We start from the raw sequence: 22507 nt of genomic DNA on the forward strand, positions 1-22507 counted from the left end.
CTCTTGAGCCTGTTTTCGTATTCATCATCATGTCCTATCAGCCATTTCACTTTTGTTCTTTAACAACTCTTTCATTTCTTTCCCCTAAGCGATAAACAATCACTAGGGATAAAAGAAGAACCAAAGTGGTGATGATCGATCCTTCCGCTCCAAATGCTCCTCCAGTCAGCCAGTCAGGCCCTGATCCCATGGTAAAGCTAAAGATTGAGGCGTCTGCTCCCGTCCCACTAACTTGAAAACCAAGGAGATTCCCTTGTACATAGTTCCAAGTCCCGTGTTGGGCGACCACTAGCCAGATACTATCTGTGTAGATAAGGAGCAGAGCAGCTAGCACCCCATCAAGGACAATATTCACTACGGATAAGAAGGTCACTCCTGAATTTCCCAGATGGAGAAAGCCAAAGAGGCTACTAGAAATCGCGATCGCTAAGGGAAGATTCGCTCTTGCTGCAATCCGAGTTAGGAGCCAACCCCGGGTCGCTACTTCTTCCGTTCCTCCTTGAAGGAGCCAAAATGGAAATAACCCTAGAATAAAGAGGATGGGTTCTAAACTTAATTCATTTAGCTCAAAAGACCCGATTCCACTTACTTGGTAGACAAGGGCAATCACCCCCATTTGAAGAAGGGAAAGCAAGATCCCCCAGCCAAGATATTTAAGCCAGTTCTTTTTTACAAAACCTAAAGTCGATAAGGGATTCTTCTCAATGAACTTCACCCAAAAAATAAAGAGTAACAGAATAAATACGAAACTGAAGAGCTGATAATAGAGGATATAATGGTAGAAGAACTCTTGAACACTTGCTCCTCCATTACCTGGTGAAAAGAGCTCTGTTAAAAACTCTATGACTAGAGAAAATGGTCCCACAAACTCACTCCCAATCCAAAGCCCACCTTCAACAAAGAGGAAGGTTAAAAAGACATAGAATAGTGTAGAAATGAGTACTGGCCATGAGGTGTTAGTTTTTATATCTTGAATAATCAATCCTTTCTTCATCAGTAACCTCCAATTATCTAATAGGTCCATTGTAACAAAGAAAATCTAGACCTGCAACATCCGTTCATGTCAGATAACCTAACATGAACTAGTGAAAATTTTTGTTTTTAAGGTTGATTTATGATATAATGATTCCTGTAAAAAATAAATGATGAAATTCATACTTGTTTTCAGTATGAATTCTTTATTTTTTAAACCCTCATAGGGTATTCCTTCCATTGCTCTTTATTAGACAATGGATTAGATATAAAGGAGAACGAAATGAAGAAAAAACTATTAGCATGTTTGCTTTTCTTATTTCCACTATTCGCCTTTGCAAGTCAAGCACAGGCTGAAACTGTTAAAGTCGTTTTTGATACGGCATATGCGCCCTTCGAATTCAAAGACTCAGACCAAGTATACAAAGGAATTGATGTTGAAATCTTGGATAAGGTCGCTGAAATCAACGGTTGGACCTTAGAAAAGTCTTTCCCTGGCTTTAAAGTAGCAATCAATATGGTCCAGTCTGGTCAAGCCGATGCCATTATGGCAGGGATGACCAAGACCAAAGAACGCGAACAAGTCTTTGCGATGTCTGATACCTACTATGATACAAAAGTCGTGATCGCAACTAAGAAAGCTAACAAGATCACTTCCTATGACCAGCTCAAAGGAAAAACGGTTGGAGTCAAAAACGGGACAGCCGCTCAACGCTTCCTTCAGAAGAACAAGGACAAGTACGGTTATCAGATAAAAACTTTTGATACAGGAGATCTCATGTACAACAGTTTATCTACAGGTGCTGTAGATGCTGTGATGGATGACCAACCCGTTATCAAATACGCGATTAAGCAAGGACAAGACCTTTCTATTAATATGGAAGGAGAAGCTGTCGGAAGCTTTGCCTTTGGGGTCAAGAAAGATGGTTCCCATGAAAATCTCATTAAGCAATTCAATACAGCTCTTGCTCAAATGAAGAAAGATGGTACGCTGGATCAGATTATTGAAAAATGGACTGGTAGCAGCCAATCATCCTCAGCAACCACCACCGCAAGTACTTCTGCTGTTCCAGAAACGACCACTGAAGCAGGACAAAAGGCAACTCCTAAGAAGAAAAACTACAAGATTTCTAGTGATTCCTCTTTTGCTCCCTTCGTCTTCCAAAATGATCAAAGTAAATACACTGGGATTGATATGGAATTGATTAAGGCCATCGCTAAAGATCAAGGCTTTACCCTAGAAATTAGTAACCCTGGTTTTGATGCTGCCGTTAGTGATGTTCAGAATGGTAATGCCGATGGAATGATTGCAGGGGTGACTGTTACAGATGCACGAAAGGCGACATTTGACTTCTCAGATCCATACTATACAACAAATTCGATTCTAGCTGTTCAAGAAAGTAGTACCATTTCTTCCTACGAAGACCTAAAAGGAAAAACAGTAGGTGTCAAAAATGGTACGGCTTCACAAACCTTCCTCGAAGAAAACAAGAGTAAGTATGGCTATAAGATCAAAACCTTCTCAGATGGTGCTTCTATGTACGACAGCTTGAACTCAGGTTCTGTAGCTGCCATCATGGATGACGAACCTGTGATCAAATACGCCATTAAACAAGGACGTAAATTCAAAACTCCTATCGAAGGAACTCCAAGTGGGCAAATTGCCTTTGCTGTTCAAAAAGATTCCAACCCTGAATTGATTGAAATGTTTAACAACGGCTTGGCTAACTTAAAAGAAAGTGGCCAGTACCAAAAAATATTGGATAAGTACCTTTCAAGTGATAGTGAAGAAACTACAGACTCTACTTCAGTAGATGAAACGACTATCTGGGGCTTGCTCCAAAACAACTACAAACAATTGTTAAGTGGACTTGGTGTCACTATTGCACTAGCACTTCTATCCTTCGCGATCGCGATGGTGATTGGGATTATCTTTGGAATGTTTAGTGTTAGTCCCTATAAATGGCTTCGTTGGACTGCTGAGATTTTCGTCGATGTCATCCGTGGTATCCCACTGATGATTCTTGCTGCCTTCATCTTCTGGGGAATTCCTAATTTAATCGAGTCCATGACGGGCCACCAATCCCCAATCAATGACTTCCTTGCAGGGACCATTGCTCTCTCACTCAATGCTGCTGCTTATATTGCCGAGATTGTTCGTGGTGGGATTCAAGCCGTACCAGCTGGACAGATGGAAGCTAGTCGAAGCCTCGGGATTTCTTATAGCAAGACCATGCGCAAGATTATCTTGCCTCAAGCAACTAAACTGATGCTTCCAAACTTCGTCAACCAATTTGTCATTGCACTGAAAGATACGACGATCGTGTCAGCTATCGGTTTGGTCGAGCTCTTCCAGACTGGTAAGATTATCATCGCTCGAAACTATCAAAGTTTCAAGATGTACGCTATCCTTGCAGTCTTCTACCTCGTTATCATTACCTTATTGACACGCTTTGCAAAACAATTAGAAAAGAGGGCTAACTAATGGCTAAATTAAAAATTGATGTCCATGACCTCCATAAATATTACGGTGAAAATGAGGTCCTAAAAGGCATCTCAACAAAATTCTACGAAGGAGATGTGGTTTGTATCATCGGACCATCTGGCTCTGGTAAATCAACCTTTCTACGCAGTCTCAATCTTCTTGAAGAAGTAACCAAGGGACAAATTACTGTGAATGGTTATGACCTCACTGATCCAAAAACAAACATTGATATCGTCCGTGAAAATGTCGGAATGGTCTTCCAGCACTTCAACCTCTTTCCCCATATGAGCGTTATCGAAAATATCATGTTTGCTCCCTTGGAGCACAAACGCATGAGTCGTGAAGAAGCTAGAGAACTAGCAATGGAACTCTTAGAAAAGGTTGGACTTGCGGACAAAGCCGATGTTTCCCCTGACAGCCTCTCCGGTGGACAGAAACAGCGGGTAGCCATTGCGCGTGGTTTGGCAATGAAGCCAGATGTCATGCTCTTTGACGAACCAACTTCTTCCCTTGACCCCGAGATGGTCGGAGATGTACTCAACGTTATGAAGGACTTGGCTAAACAAGGGATGACCATGATTATCGTCACCCACGAGATGGGGTTTGCTCGCCAAGTGGCCAATCGTGTCATCTTCACAGCTGATGGGGAATTCCTCGAAGACGGGAAACCAGACCAAATCTTCGATAATCCACAACACCCACGATTGAAAGAATTCTTGGATAAAGTGTTAAACGTTTAATAGAAATTGAGAGGCTAGGACTTTTGTCCTAGCCTCTCAATTTTCTTTGGATTGTCGAGCAAGACGCAGTGGTTGAGTGGGCTCTACTACGCTGATTTCATCAGCTTCTACAGCCCTACTCAACTGTGCGGAGGTGGGACAACGAAATCGAATTCTAACGAATTACCGATTTCTGTCCCACTCTCTTTTTCTTCTTTAAAATATAAAAAATATTAAGAAATTTCATTTAAATAACTTGCTAAATGAAGCAAAAAACTATACCATAGTAGAGTGTCTTTTGACCAAATATGTGACTGAAGGATGATTATGAAAAAATTATTAGAAAAGGTTAGTATCCTTTCTTTATCTCTTGTATTAACGACGTCTTTTTCGATTTCTAGTGCTCTTCCTTATATGTTCGAATACTATAAGGATCTCCCCAAAAGTCAAATCGAACTCTTGGTATCTCTTCCATCCGCAGGGATTATGGTCACCCTCTTCTTAAATACCATTATCGAACGCTACTTGGATGAGAGGAAGATGATTATTACAGGACTCTTCATACTCTCACTATTTGGTATGGTCCCTTTCTTTAACCAAGCCTATCCTGTTCTTTTCATTTCTCGTTTCATTTTTGGGATGGGGGTCGGTTTGATCAACGCTAAAGCCATTTCTATTATCAGCGAACGCTACCAGGGACGTGAACGGATCCAAACTCTCGGATTTCGTGGTTCTGCTGAAGTCGTAGGGACAGCCCTGGTCACTTTATTGGTCGGTTTCCTTCTCCAATTCGGCTGGACTTCTAGCTTTTTAGCCTACGGGGCTGGATTAATCGTTCTGTTTCTCTTCATGGCCTTTGTCCCTTACCACCAGCAAGAAGAAAGCCAGCATACACAAGCCAAACATAAAGAACCACTCCAAAAAGAAGAATGGAAATTAACCATTATCTTGGCTATTGTGGCTGCCGTGATTGTCTTATGTAATGTTGGAATAACTCTTCGTATCCCAAGCATTGTCGCTTACACTTTCAAGGATCAGCACAACTCAGCCAGCTTTATTCTAAGTGCTATGCAATTGATTGGAATTCTAGCTGGTCTCACCTTCTCTGGGCTCGTTCATTTGTTTAAGAGCAAATTGATTACTTATGCTGGGATTGCTTACGGATTCTCACTGATGGCTGTAGCCCTTTCTCCAAGCATTCCTCTCCTAGCTATTTCCGCCCTCTTCTCTGGCTATACATACAGCACTGCTCTCACCATGGTTTTCCAAATCTTGTCAGCCAAGATTCCTGCCAGACGATTAAACCAGGTGACCTCTGTAGCCGTCTTGGGCTGTAGCTTTGGAGCGGCTATTACACCTTTCGCCCTCAATACCATCGGTCTCATCTCCGACAGCAATGCTTTTATCTTTACTGTTTTAGGAATGGCCATGGCACTCCTCGCCTTCTCTCTTCTCTATCTTTTAAAAGATCATCATGAATAAACAAAAGAGGCTGGGACAAAAGTCCTAGCCTCTCAATTGTCTTTGGATTGTCGAGCAAGACGCAGTGGTTGACTGGGCTCTTTGTTCGCTTTTTAAGCTCCAAATATGACCTAATGAGGGAAACAAAGTTTCCTTTATCTGCAACCTTCAACAGTCTCCCAGACTGTTGAAGCTGTGCGGAGGTGGGACGACGAAATCGAATTCTAACGAATGACCGATTTCTGTCCCACTCTCTTTTCTGTCTTACTGATTCGAAAGTTGAGCAGTTTGCATCTGGTAATAGACACCTTTTAGCGCCATCAACTCCTTATGATTTCCATGTTCAACGATATTTCCAGCGACCATGACTAGGATGAGATCTGCATTTTCAATGGTAGACAGGCGATGGGCGATCACAAAGCTGGTCCGCCCTACCATTAACTTATTAAAGGCATCCTGAATGAGCAACTCTGTCCGCGTATCAATGGAAGACGTTGCCTCATCTAATATCAGAATCTTAGGCACCGCAAGAAAGACCCGAGCAATGGTTAGAAGTTGTCTTTGTCCTTGAGATAAGGAATCCCCTGCATCTGCTAGATAGGTATCATAGCCATCTGGAAGCTGTTGAATAAAGAAGTCAGCATTGGCAGCCTTAGCTGCTTGAATCACGTCTTCCCGACTAGCGTCTGGTCGACCAAATGCGATATTCTCATGAACCGTTCCCACTTTGAGCCAAGTCTCTTGTAGGACCATTCCAAACTGCTTGCGGTAACTTGCTAGGCTATAGGTATCCACGGTTTCTTGGTCTAAGAGCAAGCGACCCTGATCCACATCATAAAATCGCATGAGAAGATTAATCATGGTTGATTTCCCAGCACCTGTTGGCCCGACAATGGCTACCTTACTAGCCGGTGGGATGGAAATGGAGAGATCCTTTATGAGGGACTGATCAGGTCGATACCCAAAGCTGACATGATCAAATTGGACAGCTCCTTGGACAGCCTCTTCTTGCAAGTCTCTTTTTCCACTTTCTTTCACTTCCTCTTGGTCCAAGACACTATAGAGACGTTCCGCACAAGCTAGGGCACTTTGCAATTCAGCAAGGACAGAGGAGATGTCATTAAAGGGTTTGGTGTACTGATTGACATAGTTGAGGAAGGTCACCAACTGGCCAACAGTGAAGCCAGTACCCGATAGGATACGGAAGGCACCAAATCCCGTCACAAGGGCATAGATCAGGGCATTAACAAAGCGTGTCGCAGGATTAACGGTAGAGGAATAAAAAATCGCCTCTTGAGAATAACCAGCATAGTCGCCATTGATTTCAATAAACTTGTCTTTAAACTGGTTTTGGGCATTGAAGGCTTGAAGCAAGCTTTCTTGACTGAGAGATTCTTCAATCATCTGGGTCTGAGCACCACGCGCCTGGGTCTGCATCCGAAAGAGATGGTAGGACCGCTTGGCAATAAAACGAGCGATAAATAGAGATAAGGGGGTCAAAATCAAGACCATACCCATCATCATCAAATCCAATCGGGCCATACTAGCGATGGTCACTAGGATGGTTAAAAGACCAACAAAGAACTGATTAAAGACCATCAATAAACCATTATTGAATTGTTCAACATCAGTGGTCAAACGACTGAGCAAATCTCCAGTTCCTTGACGGTCCAGGTAAGATAGAGGAAGGACATGAACTTTCCGGATCACTTTCTCCCTCAAGGACTTACTATAGCGATAGATCAGCTGATTGTAAACCAAGGGATTCAACCATTGAATGAGACTTGCAAAGAGGATCACTAGACCCATTTGAAGGATAAGCGGCAACAAGAGATGACTAGCATCAGGGAGCACCACTATGTCCACTGCTCGACCAATCAGAATGGGGATATAGACGGTTAACAAGACTTGTAAAATGGTTCCTAGACTGGCCAAGATAAGCCAAATGGGCTGTCTGGCTATATCCGCAAGTAAGCGCCGTAAATAAGTTTTCTGTTTCATTCTGTCCCCTCCTCTCTCTTCTGTTGGGAGAAATGAATCTCTTGGTATAAAGGATTCGTTGACACCAGGTCTTCATGACTGCCTAAGCCGACCTGTTTACCTTTGTCTAAGACGAGAATTTGCTCAGCACTACGGAGACTATTGGTCCGCTGCGAGATGAGGATGAGACTTGTCTTCGACAACTCCTCTTTTAGAGCCTGTAAAAGTCGTGCTTCTGTCAAATAGTCCAAAGCTGAAGTGGAATCATCTAACACTAAAAATGGAGCTTGACGAAGGACAGCACGAGCAATGGTCAGACGTTGCCGTTGACCACCGGAAAAATTCCTTCCAAAAGCTTCTACGGGAGCCTCTAGTCCTCCTTCTTTCTCACGGACAAAATCAGCTGCTTGCGCAACTTCCAAGGCCCACCACAACTGCTCCTCACTTGGTTCTTTAGTTAATCCCAGTGTTAGGTTCGAACGAATGCTACCTTTAAAAAGCTCTGCATTTTGAGGAACCACTGCCACCCAGTCACGCCACTGACCAAGAGTCTTCGGGCTCTGTCCATCTTTAAAAATGGTTAGACTTCCTTGACTCAGGTCATAAAAATGTCCTAGCAATTGAACCAGGGTAGATTTCCCAAACCCTGTCCCTCCAATGATCCCCAAAGTTTGTCCCTTGTTTAATGATAAATGAATACCTTCTAAGGACGGTTTTGCCGCTAAAGGATAGGTAAAGATTAAATCTTGGATCTCGAGAGCCAGTTGAGGATTTGAAGCAGCTACCTCATCCAACTCTTGATCCAGATCTTCACTTTTCTCATCAAAGACTTGGACAATCCGCCCAGCAGCAATATAGCTTTGGTTGAGTGAGGTCACCAACATGGCTAACTTCAATAATTCTGTTAAGATTTGAAGCAAGTAATTGACCAAGGCGACCAACATTCCTTGGCTAAGCGTTCCCATTTGAATGGAGGCTTGTCCCTGCCAAAGAATACAAATCAAGGTTCCATTCACGACTAAGAAGGTTAGAGGACTAATCAAACTAGACCACTTGGATACTATTAATTGCCAGTTGGTATAGTCTTGGTTGACCTCATTAAACTCTGCTTCTTCATGAGCTGCCTGTCCAAAAGCGCGGATAACCCTCATCCCTTGTAACTGCTGACGCGTGATTGTAACCATTCGATCCGTTATCTTCCTGATGCGTCCATAAAGAGGATTAACCACACGCGACATAACGACAATGATCAGGGTCAATAGGGCAACCATTCCAATAAACCACAAGGTCAGTTGTGGACTAATGGTAAAAGCCATAAAAATAGAGCCAAAAACGACAATCGGCGCTCGGAGAAATAGACGTAAAAATAGATTAATCCCTGTTTGAATTTGATAGGTATCACTGGTTAGTCGCGTCACGAGGCTTGAGGTGGTTAAACGATCCCTCTGTTCCTTAGACAAGCTAAGAATTTTCTCATACAAATCATTGGTCAATTCCTTAGTATAGCCAACGGCTGCCTTCGATGAATAATATTGGGCTGTTATCGCTACAAGAACGCCAAAAGCAGCAAAAACAAATAAGAGACCAACCACCCCAAGCATTCCAGCTTGGTCTTGACGAGGAATCAGCTGATCGACAAGATGAGCAATTAAAAGTGGAACCAGTAATTCAAAGATTGCTTCCAACAACTTGAAAAACGGTCCCAGTATGGTTTCTTTTTTATAATTCCTGAAGTATTTCAATAAGTCTTTCATACTACTCGTTTGTCTTTCTATAGGATTAACTTATTTTACCATAATTTTTAAAGATAAAAATAGCATAAAAATCTAGTTATCCGCATAAAAACTGGACTTATCACACTTTATCAAGGTCAAAACCACTCAATTTACTACTAATTTACTACTTATGAATGAGCTTTGATACGACGATTTATCCTTGAAAAGTGAAGATATAAAGATACTTCCAATAAAATTTGAATATTTAATAGGTAGACACTTCAAAAAATGAGGTGTCTATTTTTTTACCCGATTTTGAAAGGAAGTGAACTTATGAAAACAAAAAATCAAGAATCAAAAGGTCGTTCCCCACTCTTTAAGACCATCAAACATTCATTCAGCCAATAAAAAAGAAAGGATAGGTAAAAATATGGAACTTAAATTTGTGATTCCCAACATGGAAAAAACATTCGGCAATTTAGAATTTGCTGGCGAGGATAAAGTCGTTCAGCGAAGAATCAACGGACGGCTAACTGTCTTATCAAGAAGCTATAATCTCTATTCTGATGTTCAAAGAGCAGATGATATTGTGGTGGTGCTTCCTGCTGAAGCTGGCGAAAAACATTTCGGCTTTGAGGAACGTGTGAAGTTAGTCAATCCACGTATTACCGCAGAGGGCTACAAAATCGGCACTCGTGGTTTTACAAATTACCTTTTACATGCTGACGACATGATAAAAGAATAAAGAAAGAGAGGAAAAATGATGAGATTAGCAAATGGCATTGTATTAGATAAAGACACGACTTTTGGAGAATTGAAATTCTCTGCTCTACGTCGTGAAGTGAGAATCCAAAATGAAGACGGGTCGGTTTCAGATGAAATCAAGGAACGTACCTATGACTTAAAATCCAAAGGACAAGGACGCATGATTCAAGTAAGTATTCCTGCCAGCGTGCCTTTGAAAGAGTTTGATTATAACGCACGGGTGGAACTTATCAATCCCATTGCGGACACCGTTGCTACTGCCACCTATCAAGGAGCAGATGTTGACTGGTATATCAAGGCAGACGATATTGTGCTGACAAAGGATTCTAGTTCATTCAAAGCTCAACCACAAGCAAAGAAAGAACCGACACAAGACAAATAGTCGCTAGGTAGAAAGGAGACTTTTTCGCATGAAACAGCGTGGTAAAAGGATTCGCCCATCTGGTAAAGATTTAGTCTTTCATTTTACGATAGCGTCACTCCTGCCTGTTTTCCTGCTGGTTGTCGGACTGTTTCATGTGAAGACAATCCAGCAGATCAACTGGCAGGATTTTAACCTATCACAAGCAGATAAGATTGACATTCCCTATTTAATTATCAGTTTCAGTGTCGCAATTCTTATCTGCTTGCTGGTAGCGTTTGTATTCAAACGGGTTCGCTATGATACGGTTAAACAACTTTACCACCGTCAAAAACTGGCAAAGATGATACTTGAAAACAAGTGGTATGAATCTGAACAGGTCAAAACAGAGGGTTTCTTTAAAGATAGTGCTGGTCGTACAAAGGAAAAGATAACCTACTTCCCTAAAATGTATTATCGACTTAAAAATGGCTTGATACAGATACGGGTGGAAATCACGCTGGGAAAATATCAAGACCAACTCTTACACTTGGAAAAGAAATTAGAGAGTGGCTTGTACTGTGAGCTGACGGATAAAGAGTTAAAGGATTCCTATGTGGAATATACTTTGCTCTATGACACCATAGCCAGTCGTATTTCTATTGATGAAGTAGAAGCTAAAGATGGTAAACTTCGCTTAATGAAAAACGTATGGTGGGAATATGATAAGCTCCCTCATATGTTGATTGCTGGTGGTACAGGTGGCGGTAAAACTTACTTTATACTGACACTGATTGAAGCCTTGCTTCATACAGATTCAAAACTGTATATTCTTGACCCGAAAAATGCTGACCTTGCGGACTTAGGTTCTGTGATGGCAAATGTCTACTATAGAAAAGAAGACTTGCTTTCTTGCATTGAAACATTCTATGAAGAAATGATGAAACGTAGTGAGGAAATGAAGCAGATGAAGAACTATAAGACTGGCAAAAATTATGCTTACTTAGGTCTCCCGGCACACTTCTTAATCTTTGATGAATACGTCGCTTTCATGGAAATGCTGGGAACAAAAGAAAACACCGCAGTTATGAATAAGCTGAAACAGATTGTCATGTTAGGTCGTCAAGCTGGCTTCTTTCTAATACTGGCTTGTCAACGTCCAGACGCAAAATATTTAGGCGACGGAATCCGTGATCAGTTTAATTTCAGAGTGGCTTTAGGTCGTATGTCTGAAATGGGCTATGGCATGATGTTTGGCAGTGACGTACAAAAGGATTTCTTCTTAAAGCGAATCAAAGGTCGTGGCTATGTTGATGTAGGAACAAGTGTCATATCAGAGTTTTATACTCCCCTTGTACCAAAAGGATATGATTTCTTGGAGGAAATTAAAAAGTTATCCAACAGCAGACAGTCCACGCAGGCGACGTGCGAAGCGGAAGTCGCAGGTGTGGACTGATCTTGCTGGCTGGTGTGGCAATAGCCACGCCAGCACTTAACCCCCCGTTTCTAATTCCGAGAATACATTTGAAATAAAAAAGAATGCTGATAAATCAACATTCTTTTTATGTTCTCTTTGATAAACATTATAAAATTTGTCTGTTTAGCTACCAAAAAGCTACCAATAGATTTGTAATTTTTAATATAATAATTTCAACTATTCGAGAATTATCTGAAAAATAATCGATACTACTTATCATATCTAACATACGTAAATCATTATGATTTGGTACAATGATTGATAGATTTATGATTTGCCTCCTTAAGCTTATCTAAATCAATGATTGTATCTACAATTGCTAAATTACTTGGTCGATGTGTAATCATAATTGTCATTTTGTTTTTCAAAACAGTAAGAAGTTCTTTTAGTATGAGTCCCTCTGTTACTTCGTCTAAAGCGGATGTTGCCTCATCCAATATAATTATATTTGCTTCTGAGAAAAATATTCTTGCAAAAGCAATTCTTTGCTTCTCTCCGCCTGAAACAGTCGTATTACTTATGGTTGTATCCAAGCCTTCTGGAAGTTTTTCAAAGAATTCCGATAATTGACACCGCCTCAATGCCTCTATGATACGCTCATCATCAATCTGTTTATCAAAAATAATATTTTCTCTCAACGTTCCTGAGAAAATTGGACTTTCTTGTGAAAGATAAAAAACTTGTTCATAAAAATCATTTAAATTTATTTCTGAAAAATCTCTTTCATCTATATAAATTTTTCCTTCAGATTGCTTTAGCAATCCTAAAAAAGTCTTAATCAAAGTTGATTTTCCAGAGCCACTTTTACCAACAAGTCCATAAATATTACGGTCTTTGAAAGAATAATTAAGCCCTGATAAGATATCTTTATTGTCAATATGAACACTGACACCTGAAAAATCAACCCGTGAAACTCTTTTGACACTTACTCCCGAATTTAGATGCCTATCGTCATCCATTTCAAAAAATTCTTTTAGTCGATTGAACGAAATAATATCTAAGTTATATTGAACAAAAATAACATTAAAGATAGCTATTGGATTATAAATACGGTCAATATAAATAAGAAGAGCTACCAAACTACCAATACTAACCGTAATATATCCTGAAAAGAATAGTCCGACTGTTACAATCTTAATAATAGCCACTAAGAGAGCAAACACTCCAAAGAACATTTCATGGATCATGGTCATATGTGTTAAACCTGAGACGGTTTCATTAGACATGGCTTCATAGTTGGCTATTTCCCGCTTATAAAGTTTATTTATTCTAAAGGTAACCATTTCAGTTATCCCACGAATTAACGTATGATTCATTTTCTCTTCTGAAACTAATGATGTCTCCTTCAAAGATTGTAAAACTTTCAACAAGTACTTTGTCAGTATAAAGACCACAATATATCCAATGGTAATTGGTATAAGCAATTTAATATCAATTAAAGCAATAAAAAATAGGTTGAATAGTGTCTCTGGCAATAATTCTCTGATAAGTCTAGTATAAAAATTTAAATAAACATTTCTTCCTGCTGAGGAGCCAGCTTCTACTTTTTGAAGTAGTTTTCCTGAATTAAGTTGAGTATAATTGATATAAGAAATTCTACTAATTTTTTCAAGAGCTTGTTTTTTCAGGAAGAAATAAATACCATGATATAACTTTGTTCTTGGATTTTGGTCTATATAAGAAAGAATAGGAACAAGAACAATCGTTATACCATACATCAAAAGAATCAATGGATTGAATTTTGAATTATAAGAATCTAATAATTCTTGAAAGTAAAAAGTATTGATAGATTTAAGTAAAGCAATAATTATCCCTAAAATAGCATAAAACAATAAGTTTATCTTAAATCTTTGCCATATTTTATTTTTCATACAATTCCCTCTAATATTTTCTATTCACACAACCTAAAAAACTCGTCTCGATATTTTGATGAGTTTTTAAATTTTCCACTTAAATAATATGTTGTGGTTGAAGAATTACCAACTTTTATTCCTAGTGCTCTCATACAAGAATGTTCCCCTTCCACCTTAACAATGACATCATCTGACGACAAAATACTAACAAGAATGTCACATATATCTTTTCGATACCGTCAATAATTATTTAGCCTTATTTATTAAGAAGTTCTGTAAAAGACTAATAATTTGGTTTTTATCTGCTTCTGTCAATTCATACTCTCTCAATAAACTAACAATTTCTTCTAGTCCGTCATCACGTCCTTTTAAAATCTCAAAAGACGTACCAAAGATTTCAGCTAATTTTTCTACTGTTTCATCTTTCGGATTTCTCCCTCCATTTTCCCACCTAGCGTATTGGGCTTGAGCTACACCTAACTTTTCAGCAACTTCTAATTGAGTAAGTCCTGCATCTAGTCGGGCTTTTTTTATATTGTCTTTTAACATTTTAAAATTCCTTTCGTTTTTCTATTGACTTATAACCAAAATGGTTGTATTATACTTGTATAACCAAATTGGTTATATAAAAACAAAGCATACAAAATAGGTAATACTAGTTAGCTTATGAATATGCAAAAACACCCCAGAAAGCTCTGCAAAGCGTTCTGAGGCTTTCGTTTAAAATCAATACAATTATACCAAAATGGTAATAAAAAGTCCATAAAAAGCGAGATATGGCTAGATTGAGGATATTATGACATCAACACAATTGGCATTTCAAAACAACAAAATTAACAATACTCATTCTTTTTATTCGCCTAGTTTAGAAGAATATATTCAAGTAAATGATGATGTATTTAACGATATTCGAGACGAAGAAATTGAACTTCGAGCACTTGAACTGCTCTCGAGTTTTCTAGACAAGTATTTTGGGTAGTTTAAAAACTAATAAATTAGAGATTGGGAGACAAGTGCAAGGGCGCGGGCCGAAGGCAGAGCGCCCGAAGCTCGAAGTTCTCCCAATCTCTAACATAAAAGCTGGCGTTTCTAACAGCCAGCAATCAGATACACTTAAGGCAACGCCCTAAGTAACGAGTCATCAGCAAAAATCAATAGTAGCAACGAATTACGCAGATTTTAAGTATAGAGAGGAGGCGTTACAGTTGAAAAATACCATTCAATCTCTACGAGAATATCAAAGTCAAGTAGATTTATCAAAACTAGAAAAATCTATTTATATCAGCATTGACAGATTAACAGTAATCTTTGATAGCGAGAACCAATCACTTAGACGAATATTTCGTGAATTACGAAAATCACTCGATAATATAATTCAAGAATTTAGTATTCAAGAAAATCTAAGAGAAGACTATTTTACTCTTTATAAAACGATAGACGAAGATAGTATAAATCTAATTTTCTTTCAACTATCGGATTATGGTGGTTATCAAGTCATACGCCTAGACTTCAATCCTAACTCACTAAAAGAATTTGAGGGGTTACAAGTGTGGAGGCAGATTATGAATTACGCTCGATTAAATCGATTAGAAATTAGACTGTCACGATTAGATCTTGCTTTTGATATCTTTAATAGGCCAGAAATAGTTTTTTTACAACATATCAAAGGAGGGGTTAGTCATAAAATATTCTACGGTAGAGGGGGCAATATAGAAAGTAAATACTGGGGTGCAAGTGGTAGCAACGTTCAAGTACGTTTGTACGATAAGAATATAGAGGTACTAAGTCACAAAAGAGCTGATAAATTAGATATAGAAAACAAACCCTTTTGGTGGCGGTTAGAGTTCCAACTACGAACAAAGGCTATAAACGAGGAAACCATTTCAGAAATTTCTAAACGATTGGAGAATTTTAGCTTTTTTAGTCTTTCAAGTGTTCCAGACGATAGCAAAGCATTTGCTTATATCTTTCTCCATGAACCTGCACTCTTACCCGAATTATTCCCCTATCTGAAACCTAACACTATTAGAGTTAAAAAGACTAGGCTTAGAAAACATTTAAAAGCATTTGATAGTAGTTCATTTTCTTTAGAGCTACAAGATGCACTTAAAGAACAAACCCCACGATTAAATAATGAACTCAAACAATTAATAGGAGAATTCCTAGAACTTACTAGTAAAGGAGAAATTGATTTATGAACGATAAATTAACTATGACAGTACAAGAAATTATGGACTTAGGTTTTTCAAAATGGACTGCTTATAATATTTTACGGCAAGCAAAACATATTATGGTCGAGCGTGGTTTCGATTTCTATAACAATAAAGGACTTGGAACTGTTCCAGTATCAGTTGTAGCAGAGATACTTGGATTGGAGGAACTACATGTCAAAAACTAGATATACCGGTGTTACGAAAGATGATAAGACTGGCAAATATACTTATTATTTTAAAGCTGGAGTTGACCTAGCTACTGGTAAACCTTATCAAGAACGTAGACGTGGTTTTCAAAGCGCAAAAGAAGCCTTTGAAGCACGTACAAGAGCCTTGAATAAGATACAACAAAAAGGAGGAATTAAGCATACTCAATGGACTTTTAAGCAGTTTATGGAAGAAGTTTTTATGCCAAATTATTACGCTACAACAAGTCCGGATCTCGAACACAGACGTCAAGTTATATTCGATGAATTTATTCAATACTTTGGTAAGAAAAAACCTAGAGAAATTACTACTTATGATGTGATTAATTATAGAAACGGTTTATTAGAGAGATATTCAAATTCATATGCAAGAAACAAGATGACTTTGCTTAATCAAGTTTTGAAAACTGCAAAAAAATATGGGTTGATTTTTCATGAAATTCCCACAAGTAATATTAGTCCAATTCCAATCATAAAAAAACATATAGATTTTTGGACAAAAGACGAGTTCCAAAAAGTAATACAATCACTTGATAAAAAGAGTTATTTTGAGCACTTTGTTTATACGCTTTTTTGGCTTTATTATTTTACAGGAATGCGTGTAAATGAGGCGACTGCTCTTTATTGGGAAGATGTAGATTTTGAAAAGAAAACTCTAGCAATCAATCACAACTTACAGTATATAAACCGTGAAAATTGGGTTCGGCGTAACAAACTAAAAACTGAAAGTTCCAGACGAACCATTGGCCTTGATGATAATACTCTAAACGTACTTAAAGAATGGAAAGAACGACAAGCAAAAGTTGACAAGATACCATTCATTCTATCACTTGATGGAAATCCATATCGTAAACGTAGTATTAGAGACCAGATTCTAAAATATTCTAAACGAGCAGGAGTTAAATACATTCAACCAAAAGGTTTAAGACACTCCCATGCGTCATTACTTATTAATGAATATAATGTAAATGCTCTATATATTCAAAGACGATTAGGTCATTCTGATGTCAAAACTACACTTAGCATTTATAGTCATTTATACCCAAACGCTGATTCCGAATTAACAGATAAACTCAATCTCATATCAAGTGATTTTATCGACTAAATCTCTTTGGCTACCAAATTAGCTACCAAAAAAAGAAAATACGCCTCAAAAGCCTCATTTTAAAGGGCTTTTTTTCATATTTTCCCACTATATCTAACAGGGGGGTACAAATCGACAGGAAACAGTCAAAAAAACATTAGAAAATCCTTTGGTTACAAGGGATTTACAAAATTTCAGCGTATGTCAAATGGGCTTTAAAAGTTGACATACGCCTTTTTGATTGGAGGGATTTTTACTGAATGAACAAACTTGGTTACAGCATTTAAAAGAAAAACGCTTGGCTTATGGACTATCTCAAAACCGTTTAGCTGTTGCGACTGGTATTACAAGGCAGTATCTAAGCGATATTGAAACAGGAAAAGTCAAGCCATCAGAGGATTTACAGCAATCCCTTTGGGAAGCTCTGGAACGCTTCAATCCCGACGCTCCCCTTGAAATGCTGTTTGATTATGTAAGAATTCGCTTTCCGACAACAGACGTACAGCAGGTGGTCGAAAACATCTTACAACTGAAACTGTCCTATTTTCTTCATGAGGACTATGGTTTCTATTCTTATTCAGAGCATTATGCTTTAGGCGACATATTCGTCCTTTGCTCCCATGAACTGGACAAAGGAGTTCTGGTGGAATTGAAAGGTCGTGGGTGCAGACAATTTGAAAGCTATCTTCTGGCACAACAAAGAAGCTGGTATGAGTTCTTTATGGACGTTTTGGTGGCTGGCGGTGTGATGAAACGCCTTGACCTTGCCATTAACGATAAGACAGGGATTTTAAATATCCCTGTACTCACTGAAAAGTGCCAACAGGAAGAATGTATCTCCGTCTTCCGCAGTTTTAAAAGCTATCGCAGTGGCGAACTGGTACGCAAAGAGGAAAAGGAATGTATGGGAAACACCCTCTATATCGGTTCATTACAAAGTGAAGTTTATTTCTGTATCTATGAAAAGGACTACGAGCAGTACAAGAAAAATGATATTCCCATTGAAGACGCAGAAGTAAAAAACCGTTTTGAGATTCGATTGAAAAATGAGCGTGCCTATTATGCAGTCCGTGATTTACTCGTCTATGACAATCCAGAGCATACCGCCTTTAAAATTATCAATCGGTATATCCGTTTTGTAGATAAAGACGATTCCAAACCTCGTTCTGATTGGAAACTGAATGAAGAATGGGCTTGGTTTATTGGGAACAATCGTGAACGATTAAAACTAACCACAAAACCAGAGCCTTACTCCTTCCAAAGGACGCTGAACTGGCTATCTCATCAAGTTGCCCCGACCTTAAAGGTTGCGATTAAACTTGATGAAATCAACCAGACGCAGGTTGTAAAAGACATTCTCGACCATGCGAAACTGACAGACCGACACAAGCAGATTTTGAAGCAACAGTCAGTAAAAGAACAGGACGTGATAACAACAAAAAAATAACTCAAATACAAATTCATTGAATATAGAGAGGAGAACATTTTTATGAATTTTGGACAAAACCTTTATAACTGGTTTCTATCAAACGCTCAATCACTGGTGCTTTTAGCAATCGTTGTGATTGGCTTGTATCTTGGCTTCAAGCGTGAGTTTAGCAAACTGATTGGCTTTTTAATTATTGCGATTATTGCGGTTGGCTTAGTCTTCAACGCTGCTGGAGTAAAAGACATTTTACTAGAGCTATTCAATCGCATTATTGGTGCTTAAATAAAACCGTTCTTTTGTGGAATATAAGTGGTTTTCTTATGTTCCGCAAAGGAATGGTACACCAAACGAAGTGCGGTAGGGATTTTTGAATCTCTACAAAGAAAGGACGTGAATATATGGACGATATGCAAGTCTATATTGCGAATTTAGGCAAATACAATGAGGGCGAATTGGTCGGTGCGTGGTTTACCTTTCCCATTGACTTTGAGGAAGTCAAAGAGAAAATCGGCTTGAATGATGAATATGAGGAATACGCCATTCATGACTACGAGTTACCCTTTACGGTTGACGAATACACTTCCATTGGCGAACTCAATCGACTATGGGAAATGGTATCGGAATTACCCGAAGAATTACAATCGGAGCTATCTGCTCTGCTCACTCATTTTTCAAGCATTGAAGAACTAAGCGAACATCAAGAGGATATTATCATTCATTCCGATTGTGATGATATGTATGACGTGGCACGCTACTACATTGAAGAAACGGGTGCTTTAGGCGAAGTACCAGCTAGTCTTCAAAACTATATTGATTATCAAGCCTATGGTCGGGATTTAGACCTTTCAGGAACGTTTATCTCAACCAATCATGGGATTTTTGAAATCGTCTATTAAATCTGTCGGTACATTACTACTGGCAGATTTTCTATTTTACGGGGTGGCTCAATCAGCTACCCCTATTTTTTATGAAAGGATTGATTACATGAAGAAAATACGAAGCTATACCAGTATCTGGTCTGTGGAAAAGGTACTGTATTCTATCAATGATTTTAGACTTCCGTTTCCCATAACCTTTACGCAAATGACATGGTTTGTCGTGTCACTCTTTGCAGTGATGATACTTGGCAACTTGCCCCCTCTTTCCATGATAGAGGGAGCATTTCTCAAATACTTTGGGATTCCTGTGGCTTTCACATGGTTTATGTCTACAAAAACTTTTGATGGTAAAAAGCCTTATGGATTTTTGAAGTCTGTCATTGCTTATGCACTGCGACCAAAGCTGACCTATGCAGGAAAAAAAGTAACGCTTGGCAGAAACCAGCCACAAGAAGCCATTACAGCAGTTAGGAGTGAATTTTATGGCATATCCAATTAAATACATTGAAAACAATCTCGTCTGGAATAAAGACGGGGAATGTTATGCTTACTATGAGCTTGTTCCTTACAATTACTCATTTCTAAGTCCAGAACAGAAAATACAAGTGCATGATTCTTTCAGACAGCTTATCGCACAAAATCGTGATGGCAAAATTCATGCTTTACAAATCAGTACAGAATCCAGCATACGTTCTGCACAAGAGCGTTCCAAAAATGAAGTCACTGGCAAGCTCAAAGCGGTTGCCTATGACAAAATCGACCAACAGACAGACGCTTTAATATCCATGATTGGCGAAAATCAAGTGAACTACCGTTTCTTTATCGGCTTTAAGTTGCTTCTCAACGATCAGGAGTTTTCTATGAAAAGTCTTACCGTTGAAGCAAAAAATGCTTTGTCTGATTTTGTCTATGATGTGAACCATAAGCTGATGGGCGATTTTGTTAGTATGAGTAATGATGAAATCCTGCGTTTTCAGAAGATGGAAAAGCTCTTAGAAAATAAAATCTCTCGTCGTTTCAAAATCCGCAGGTTAGATAAGGACGACTTCGGCTATCTGATTGAACACCTTTACGGACAGACAGGCACTGCCTATGAAGAGTATGAGTACCATCTATCAAAGAAAAAGCTGGATAATGAAACGCTGATTAAATACTATGACTTGATTAAGCCTACTCGCTGTTTGGTGGAAGAAAAACAGCGATATTTGAAAATCCAGCAGGAAGATGAAACCGTCTATGTAGCTTACTTTACCATTAACAGCATTGTCGGAGAACTGGACTTCCCGTCCTCTGAAATCTTCTACTACCAGCAACAGCAATTTACATTCCCGATTGATACGTCAATGAATGTGGAAATTGTAGCGAATCGTAAAGCCCTATCTACTGTCCGCAATAAAAAGAAAGAACTGAAAGACTTGGATAACCACGCTTGGCAAAGTGATAATGAAACCAGCTCCAATGTGGCGGAAGCTCTGGAAAGTGTGAATGAGCTGGAAACCAATTTAGACCAAAGCAAGGAATCTATGTACAAGCTGTCTTATGTGGTAAGGGTATCAGCAAATGATCTTGACGAACTCAAACGTCGTTGTAATGAAGTGAAAGATTTTTATGACGATTTAAGCGTAAAACTGGTACGACCATTTGGGGATATGCTCGGCTTACATGAAGAATTTTTACCTGCCAGCAAGCGTTATATGAATGATTATATTCAATACGTGACCTCTGATTTCCTCGCTGGTTTAGGTTTTGGTGCTACTCAAATGCTGGGGGAAAATGAGGGGATTTATGTTGGCTACAGCTTAGATACTGGACGCAATGTCTATCTGAAACCTGCTCTTGCCAGTCAAGGGGTTAAGGGTTCAGTAACCAATGCGTTAGCGTCGGCTTTTGTTGGTTCGCTGGGTGGTGGTAAATCCTTTGCGAATAACCTTATCGTCTATTATGCGGTGCTTTATGGGGCACAAGCAGTGATTGTAGACCCAAAAGCAGAACGTGGCAGATGGAAAGAAACCTTGCCAGAGATTTCCCATGAAATCAATATCGTCACTCTGACTTCTGATGAGAAAAACAAAGGCTTACTTGACCCTTATGTGATTATGAAAAATCCCAAAGATTCTGAATCACTGGCTATTGATATTCTGACATTCCTTACGGGGATTTCCTCTCGTGATGGGGAACGCTTCCCAATCCTTAGAAAAGCCATTCGTGCAGTAACCAATAGTGAAGTACGAGGGTTGATGAAAGTGATTGAGGAATTACGGGTTGAGAATACGCCACTAAGTACCAGTATAGCCGACCATATCGAAAGTTTTACAGACTATGACTTTGCACATTTATTATTCAGTAATGGTTATGTGGAGCAGTCTATCAGCTTAGAAAAACAACTGAACATTATACAGGTTGCGGACTTGGTACTTCCCGACAAGGAAACTTCCTTTGAGGAATATACCACTATGGAGCTTTTATCCGTTGCTATGCTGATTGTCATTAGTACCTTTGCTTTAGACTTTATCCATACAGACCGAAGCATTTTCAAGATTGTAGATTTAGACGAAGCATGGAGCTTTTTACAGGTAGCACAAGGAAAAACACTATCTATGAAGCTGGTTCGGGCTGGTCGTGCTATGAACGCTGGGGTATATTTCGTGACCCAAAATACAGACGACCTCTTAGATGAAAAACTGAAAAATAACCTCGGCTTAAAATTTGCATTTCGTTCCACTGACCTTAACGAGATTAAAAAGACCTTAGCCTTTTTTGGTGTAGACCCAGAGGACGAAAACAATCAGAAGCGATTGCGTGATTTGGAAAACGGGCAATGCCTTATCAGTGATTTATATGGTCGTGTCGGTGTGATACAGTTCCACCCTGTATTTGAAGAACTGCTCCATGCCTTTGATACCAGACCACCTGTGCGAAAAGAGGTGTAA

The 22507-nt window shown here is 39.1% G+C and carries 21 protein-coding genes; 16 read left to right on the forward strand and 5 right to left on the reverse strand.

The window, feature by feature from the left end:
• Positions 1-46 precede the first annotated feature (46 nt).
• On the reverse strand, positions 47-994 hold the full coding sequence (locus tag DW738_RS03085; RefSeq protein WP_207801997.1) for a type II CAAX endopeptidase family protein: 948 nt from the start codon (positions 992-994) through the stop codon (positions 47-49).
• 261 nt (positions 995-1255) lie between these two features.
• Here DW738_RS03085 and DW738_RS03090 point away from each other — a divergent pair, with 261 nt between their 5' ends.
• From DW738_RS03090 to DW738_RS03105, 3 genes are all read left to right on the forward strand, one after another.
• Positions 1256-3457 carry an ABC transporter substrate-binding protein/permease gene (locus DW738_RS03090; RefSeq protein WP_123160302.1) on the forward strand — a complete coding sequence of 734 codons (2202 nt, stop codon included), beginning with the start codon at positions 1256-1258 and terminating at the stop codon, positions 3455-3457.
• On the forward strand, positions 3457-4197 hold the full coding sequence (locus DW738_RS03095; RefSeq protein ID WP_123160303.1) for an amino acid ABC transporter ATP-binding protein: 741 nt from the start codon (positions 3457-3459) through the stop codon (positions 4195-4197). Before DW738_RS03090 ends, DW738_RS03095 begins: the two co-directional genes overlap by 1 nt.
• A gap of 306 nt (positions 4198-4503) precedes the next feature.
• Entirely contained in the window at positions 4504-5658 is a 1155-nt protein-coding gene (locus DW738_RS03105; RefSeq protein ID WP_207801998.1) for an MFS transporter, read from the forward strand.
• Between the two features lie 243 nt (positions 5659-5901).
• Here DW738_RS03105 and DW738_RS03110 read toward each other — a convergent pair whose 3' ends face one another.
• Complete coding sequence (locus tag DW738_RS03110; protein ID WP_123160305.1) at positions 5902-7638, reverse strand: ABC transporter ATP-binding protein; 1737 nt, start codon at positions 7636-7638, stop codon at positions 5902-5904.
• The gene (locus tag DW738_RS03115; RefSeq protein ID WP_123160306.1) at positions 7635-9371 is read right to left on the reverse strand and encodes an ABC transporter ATP-binding protein; all 1737 of its coding nucleotides are present in this window, start codon (positions 9369-9371) and stop codon (positions 7635-7637) included. The genes DW738_RS03110 and DW738_RS03115 overlap by 4 nt, the downstream gene beginning before the upstream one ends.
• Positions 9372-9762: 391 nt before the next feature.
• Between DW738_RS03115 and DW738_RS03125 the strand changes: the two genes are divergently transcribed.
• From DW738_RS03125 to DW738_RS03135, 3 genes are read left to right on the forward strand one after another with little or no spacing between them, the layout of a single operon-like run.
• Positions 9763-10077 carry a YdcP family protein gene (locus DW738_RS03125; RefSeq protein ID WP_000420682.1) on the forward strand — a complete coding sequence of 105 codons (315 nt, stop codon included), beginning with the start codon at positions 9763-9765 and terminating at the stop codon, positions 10075-10077.
• Between the two features lie 15 nt (positions 10078-10092).
• Positions 10093-10479: a YdcP family protein gene (locus DW738_RS03130; protein WP_000985015.1), complete on the forward strand. Its 387-nt coding sequence runs from the start codon at positions 10093-10095 to the stop codon at positions 10477-10479.
• A gap of 28 nt (positions 10480-10507) precedes the next feature.
• Positions 10508-11893: an FtsK/SpoIIIE domain-containing protein gene (locus DW738_RS03135; RefSeq protein WP_000813488.1), complete on the forward strand. Its 1386-nt coding sequence runs from the start codon at positions 10508-10510 to the stop codon at positions 11891-11893.
• A gap of 260 nt (positions 11894-12153) precedes the next feature.
• Here DW738_RS03135 and DW738_RS03145 read toward each other — a convergent pair whose 3' ends face one another.
• Together DW738_RS03145 and DW738_RS03155 are read right to left on the reverse strand one after the other, a co-directional pair.
• Positions 12154-13785, reverse strand: coding sequence for an ABC transporter ATP-binding protein (locus DW738_RS03145; protein WP_123160307.1), 1632 nt, complete (start codon positions 13783-13785; stop codon positions 12154-12156).
• 228 nt (positions 13786-14013) lie between these two features.
• Positions 14014-14316: a helix-turn-helix transcriptional regulator gene (locus DW738_RS03155; RefSeq protein WP_107849280.1), complete on the reverse strand. Its 303-nt coding sequence runs from the start codon at positions 14314-14316 to the stop codon at positions 14014-14016.
• Between the two features lie 247 nt (positions 14317-14563).
• Here DW738_RS03155 and DW738_RS03160 point away from each other — a divergent pair, with 247 nt between their 5' ends.
• The 10 genes from DW738_RS03160 (at position 14564) to DW738_RS03205 (ending at position 22507) form a co-directional block, all read left to right on the forward strand.
• Positions 14564-14746: a hypothetical protein gene (locus tag DW738_RS03160; RefSeq protein ID WP_000204837.1), complete on the forward strand. Its 183-nt coding sequence runs from the start codon at positions 14564-14566 to the stop codon at positions 14744-14746.
• A 226-nt stretch (positions 14747-14972) separates the two neighbouring features.
• Positions 14973-15965, forward strand: a complete 993-nt coding sequence (locus tag DW738_RS03165) for a hypothetical protein (protein WP_023919696.1) — start codon at positions 14973-14975, stop codon at positions 15963-15965.
• Positions 15962-16165, forward strand: a complete 204-nt coding sequence (locus tag DW738_RS03170) for a DUF3173 family protein (protein ID WP_000998327.1) — start codon at positions 15962-15964, stop codon at positions 16163-16165. The genes DW738_RS03165 and DW738_RS03170 overlap by 4 nt, the downstream gene beginning before the upstream one ends.
• The gene (locus tag DW738_RS03175; RefSeq protein WP_123160309.1) at positions 16152-17291 is read left to right on the forward strand and encodes a site-specific integrase; all 1140 of its coding nucleotides are present in this window, start codon (positions 16152-16154) and stop codon (positions 17289-17291) included. Before DW738_RS03170 ends, DW738_RS03175 begins: the two co-directional genes overlap by 14 nt.
• A 78-nt stretch (positions 17292-17369) precedes the next feature.
• Positions 17370-17489 (forward strand): conjugal transfer protein, encoded by a 120-nt coding sequence (locus tag DW738_RS03180; RefSeq protein WP_080982676.1) that lies wholly within the window; start codon positions 17370-17372, stop codon positions 17487-17489.
• A gap of 22 nt (positions 17490-17511) precedes the next feature.
• Positions 17512-18717 (forward strand): MobT family relaxase, encoded by a 1206-nt coding sequence (gene mobT / locus DW738_RS03185; protein WP_000398284.1) that lies wholly within the window; start codon positions 17512-17514, stop codon positions 18715-18717.
• A 42-nt stretch (positions 18718-18759) separates the two neighbouring features.
• Positions 18760-18981 (forward strand): hypothetical protein, encoded by a 222-nt coding sequence (locus DW738_RS03190; RefSeq protein ID WP_001009056.1) that lies wholly within the window; start codon positions 18760-18762, stop codon positions 18979-18981.
• A 116-nt stretch (positions 18982-19097) separates the two neighbouring features.
• Positions 19098-19595, forward strand: a complete 498-nt coding sequence (locus DW738_RS03195; protein WP_000342539.1) for an antirestriction protein ArdA — start codon at positions 19098-19100, stop codon at positions 19593-19595.
• An 88-nt stretch (positions 19596-19683) separates the two neighbouring features.
• Positions 19684-20076 carry a conjugal transfer protein gene (locus DW738_RS03200; RefSeq protein ID WP_000723888.1) on the forward strand — a complete coding sequence of 131 codons (393 nt, stop codon included), beginning with the start codon at positions 19684-19686 and terminating at the stop codon, positions 20074-20076.
• Complete coding sequence (locus DW738_RS03205) at positions 20060-22507, forward strand: ATP-binding protein (RefSeq protein WP_000331160.1); 2448 nt, start codon at positions 20060-20062, stop codon at positions 22505-22507. The genes DW738_RS03200 and DW738_RS03205 overlap by 17 nt, the downstream gene beginning before the upstream one ends.

The sequence above is a fragment of the Streptococcus sp. AM28-20 genome, from assembly GCF_003603595.1.
Lineage (GTDB): Bacteria > Bacillota > Bacilli > Lactobacillales > Streptococcaceae > Streptococcus > Streptococcus ilei.

Bases quoted from the DNA above. Each gene is read 5' to 3' on its own strand.
- DW738_RS03200 (WP_000723888.1), top strand. From the start codon at position 19,684: ATGAAGAAAATACGAAGCTATACCAGTATCTGGTCTGTGGAAAAGGTA.
- DW738_RS03205 (WP_000331160.1), top strand. From the start codon at position 20,060: ATGGCATATCCAATTAAATACATTGAAAACAATCTCGTCTGGAATAAA.
- DW738_RS03175 (WP_123160309.1), top strand. From the start codon at position 16,152: ATGTCAAAAACTAGATATACCGGTGTTACGAAAGATGATAAGACTGGC.
- DW738_RS03190 (WP_001009056.1), top strand. From the start codon at position 18,760: ATGAATTTTGGACAAAACCTTTATAACTGGTTTCTATCAAACGCTCAA.
- DW738_RS03085 (WP_207801997.1), bottom strand. From the start codon at position 994: ATGAAGAAAGGATTGATTATTCAAGATATAAAAACTAACACCTCATGG.
- DW738_RS03135 (WP_000813488.1), top strand. From the start codon at position 10,508: ATGAAACAGCGTGGTAAAAGGATTCGCCCATCTGGTAAAGATTTAGTC.
- DW738_RS03195 (WP_000342539.1), top strand. From the start codon at position 19,098: ATGGACGATATGCAAGTCTATATTGCGAATTTAGGCAAATACAATGAG.
- DW738_RS03160 (WP_000204837.1), top strand. From the start codon at position 14,564: ATGACATCAACACAATTGGCATTTCAAAACAACAAAATTAACAATACT.
- DW738_RS03125 (WP_000420682.1), top strand. From the start codon at position 9,763: ATGGAACTTAAATTTGTGATTCCCAACATGGAAAAAACATTCGGCAAT.
- DW738_RS03155 (WP_107849280.1), bottom strand. From the start codon at position 14,316: ATGTTAAAAGACAATATAAAAAAAGCCCGACTAGATGCAGGACTTACT.
- DW738_RS03115 (WP_123160306.1), bottom strand. From the start codon at position 9,371: ATGAAAGACTTATTGAAATACTTCAGGAATTATAAAAAAGAAACCATA.
- DW738_RS03090 (WP_123160302.1), top strand. From the start codon at position 1,256: ATGAAGAAAAAACTATTAGCATGTTTGCTTTTCTTATTTCCACTATTC.
- DW738_RS03110 (WP_123160305.1), bottom strand. From the start codon at position 7,638: ATGAAACAGAAAACTTATTTACGGCGCTTACTTGCGGATATAGCCAGA.
- DW738_RS03130 (WP_000985015.1), top strand. From the start codon at position 10,093: ATGATGAGATTAGCAAATGGCATTGTATTAGATAAAGACACGACTTTT.
- DW738_RS03095 (WP_123160303.1), top strand. From the start codon at position 3,457: ATGGCTAAATTAAAAATTGATGTCCATGACCTCCATAAATATTACGGT.
- DW738_RS03105 (WP_207801998.1), top strand. From the start codon at position 4,504: ATGAAAAAATTATTAGAAAAGGTTAGTATCCTTTCTTTATCTCTTGTA.
- DW738_RS03145 (WP_123160307.1), bottom strand. From the start codon at position 13,785: ATGAAAAATAAAATATGGCAAAGATTTAAGATAAACTTATTGTTTTAT.
- DW738_RS03170 (WP_000998327.1), top strand. From the start codon at position 15,962: ATGAACGATAAATTAACTATGACAGTACAAGAAATTATGGACTTAGGT.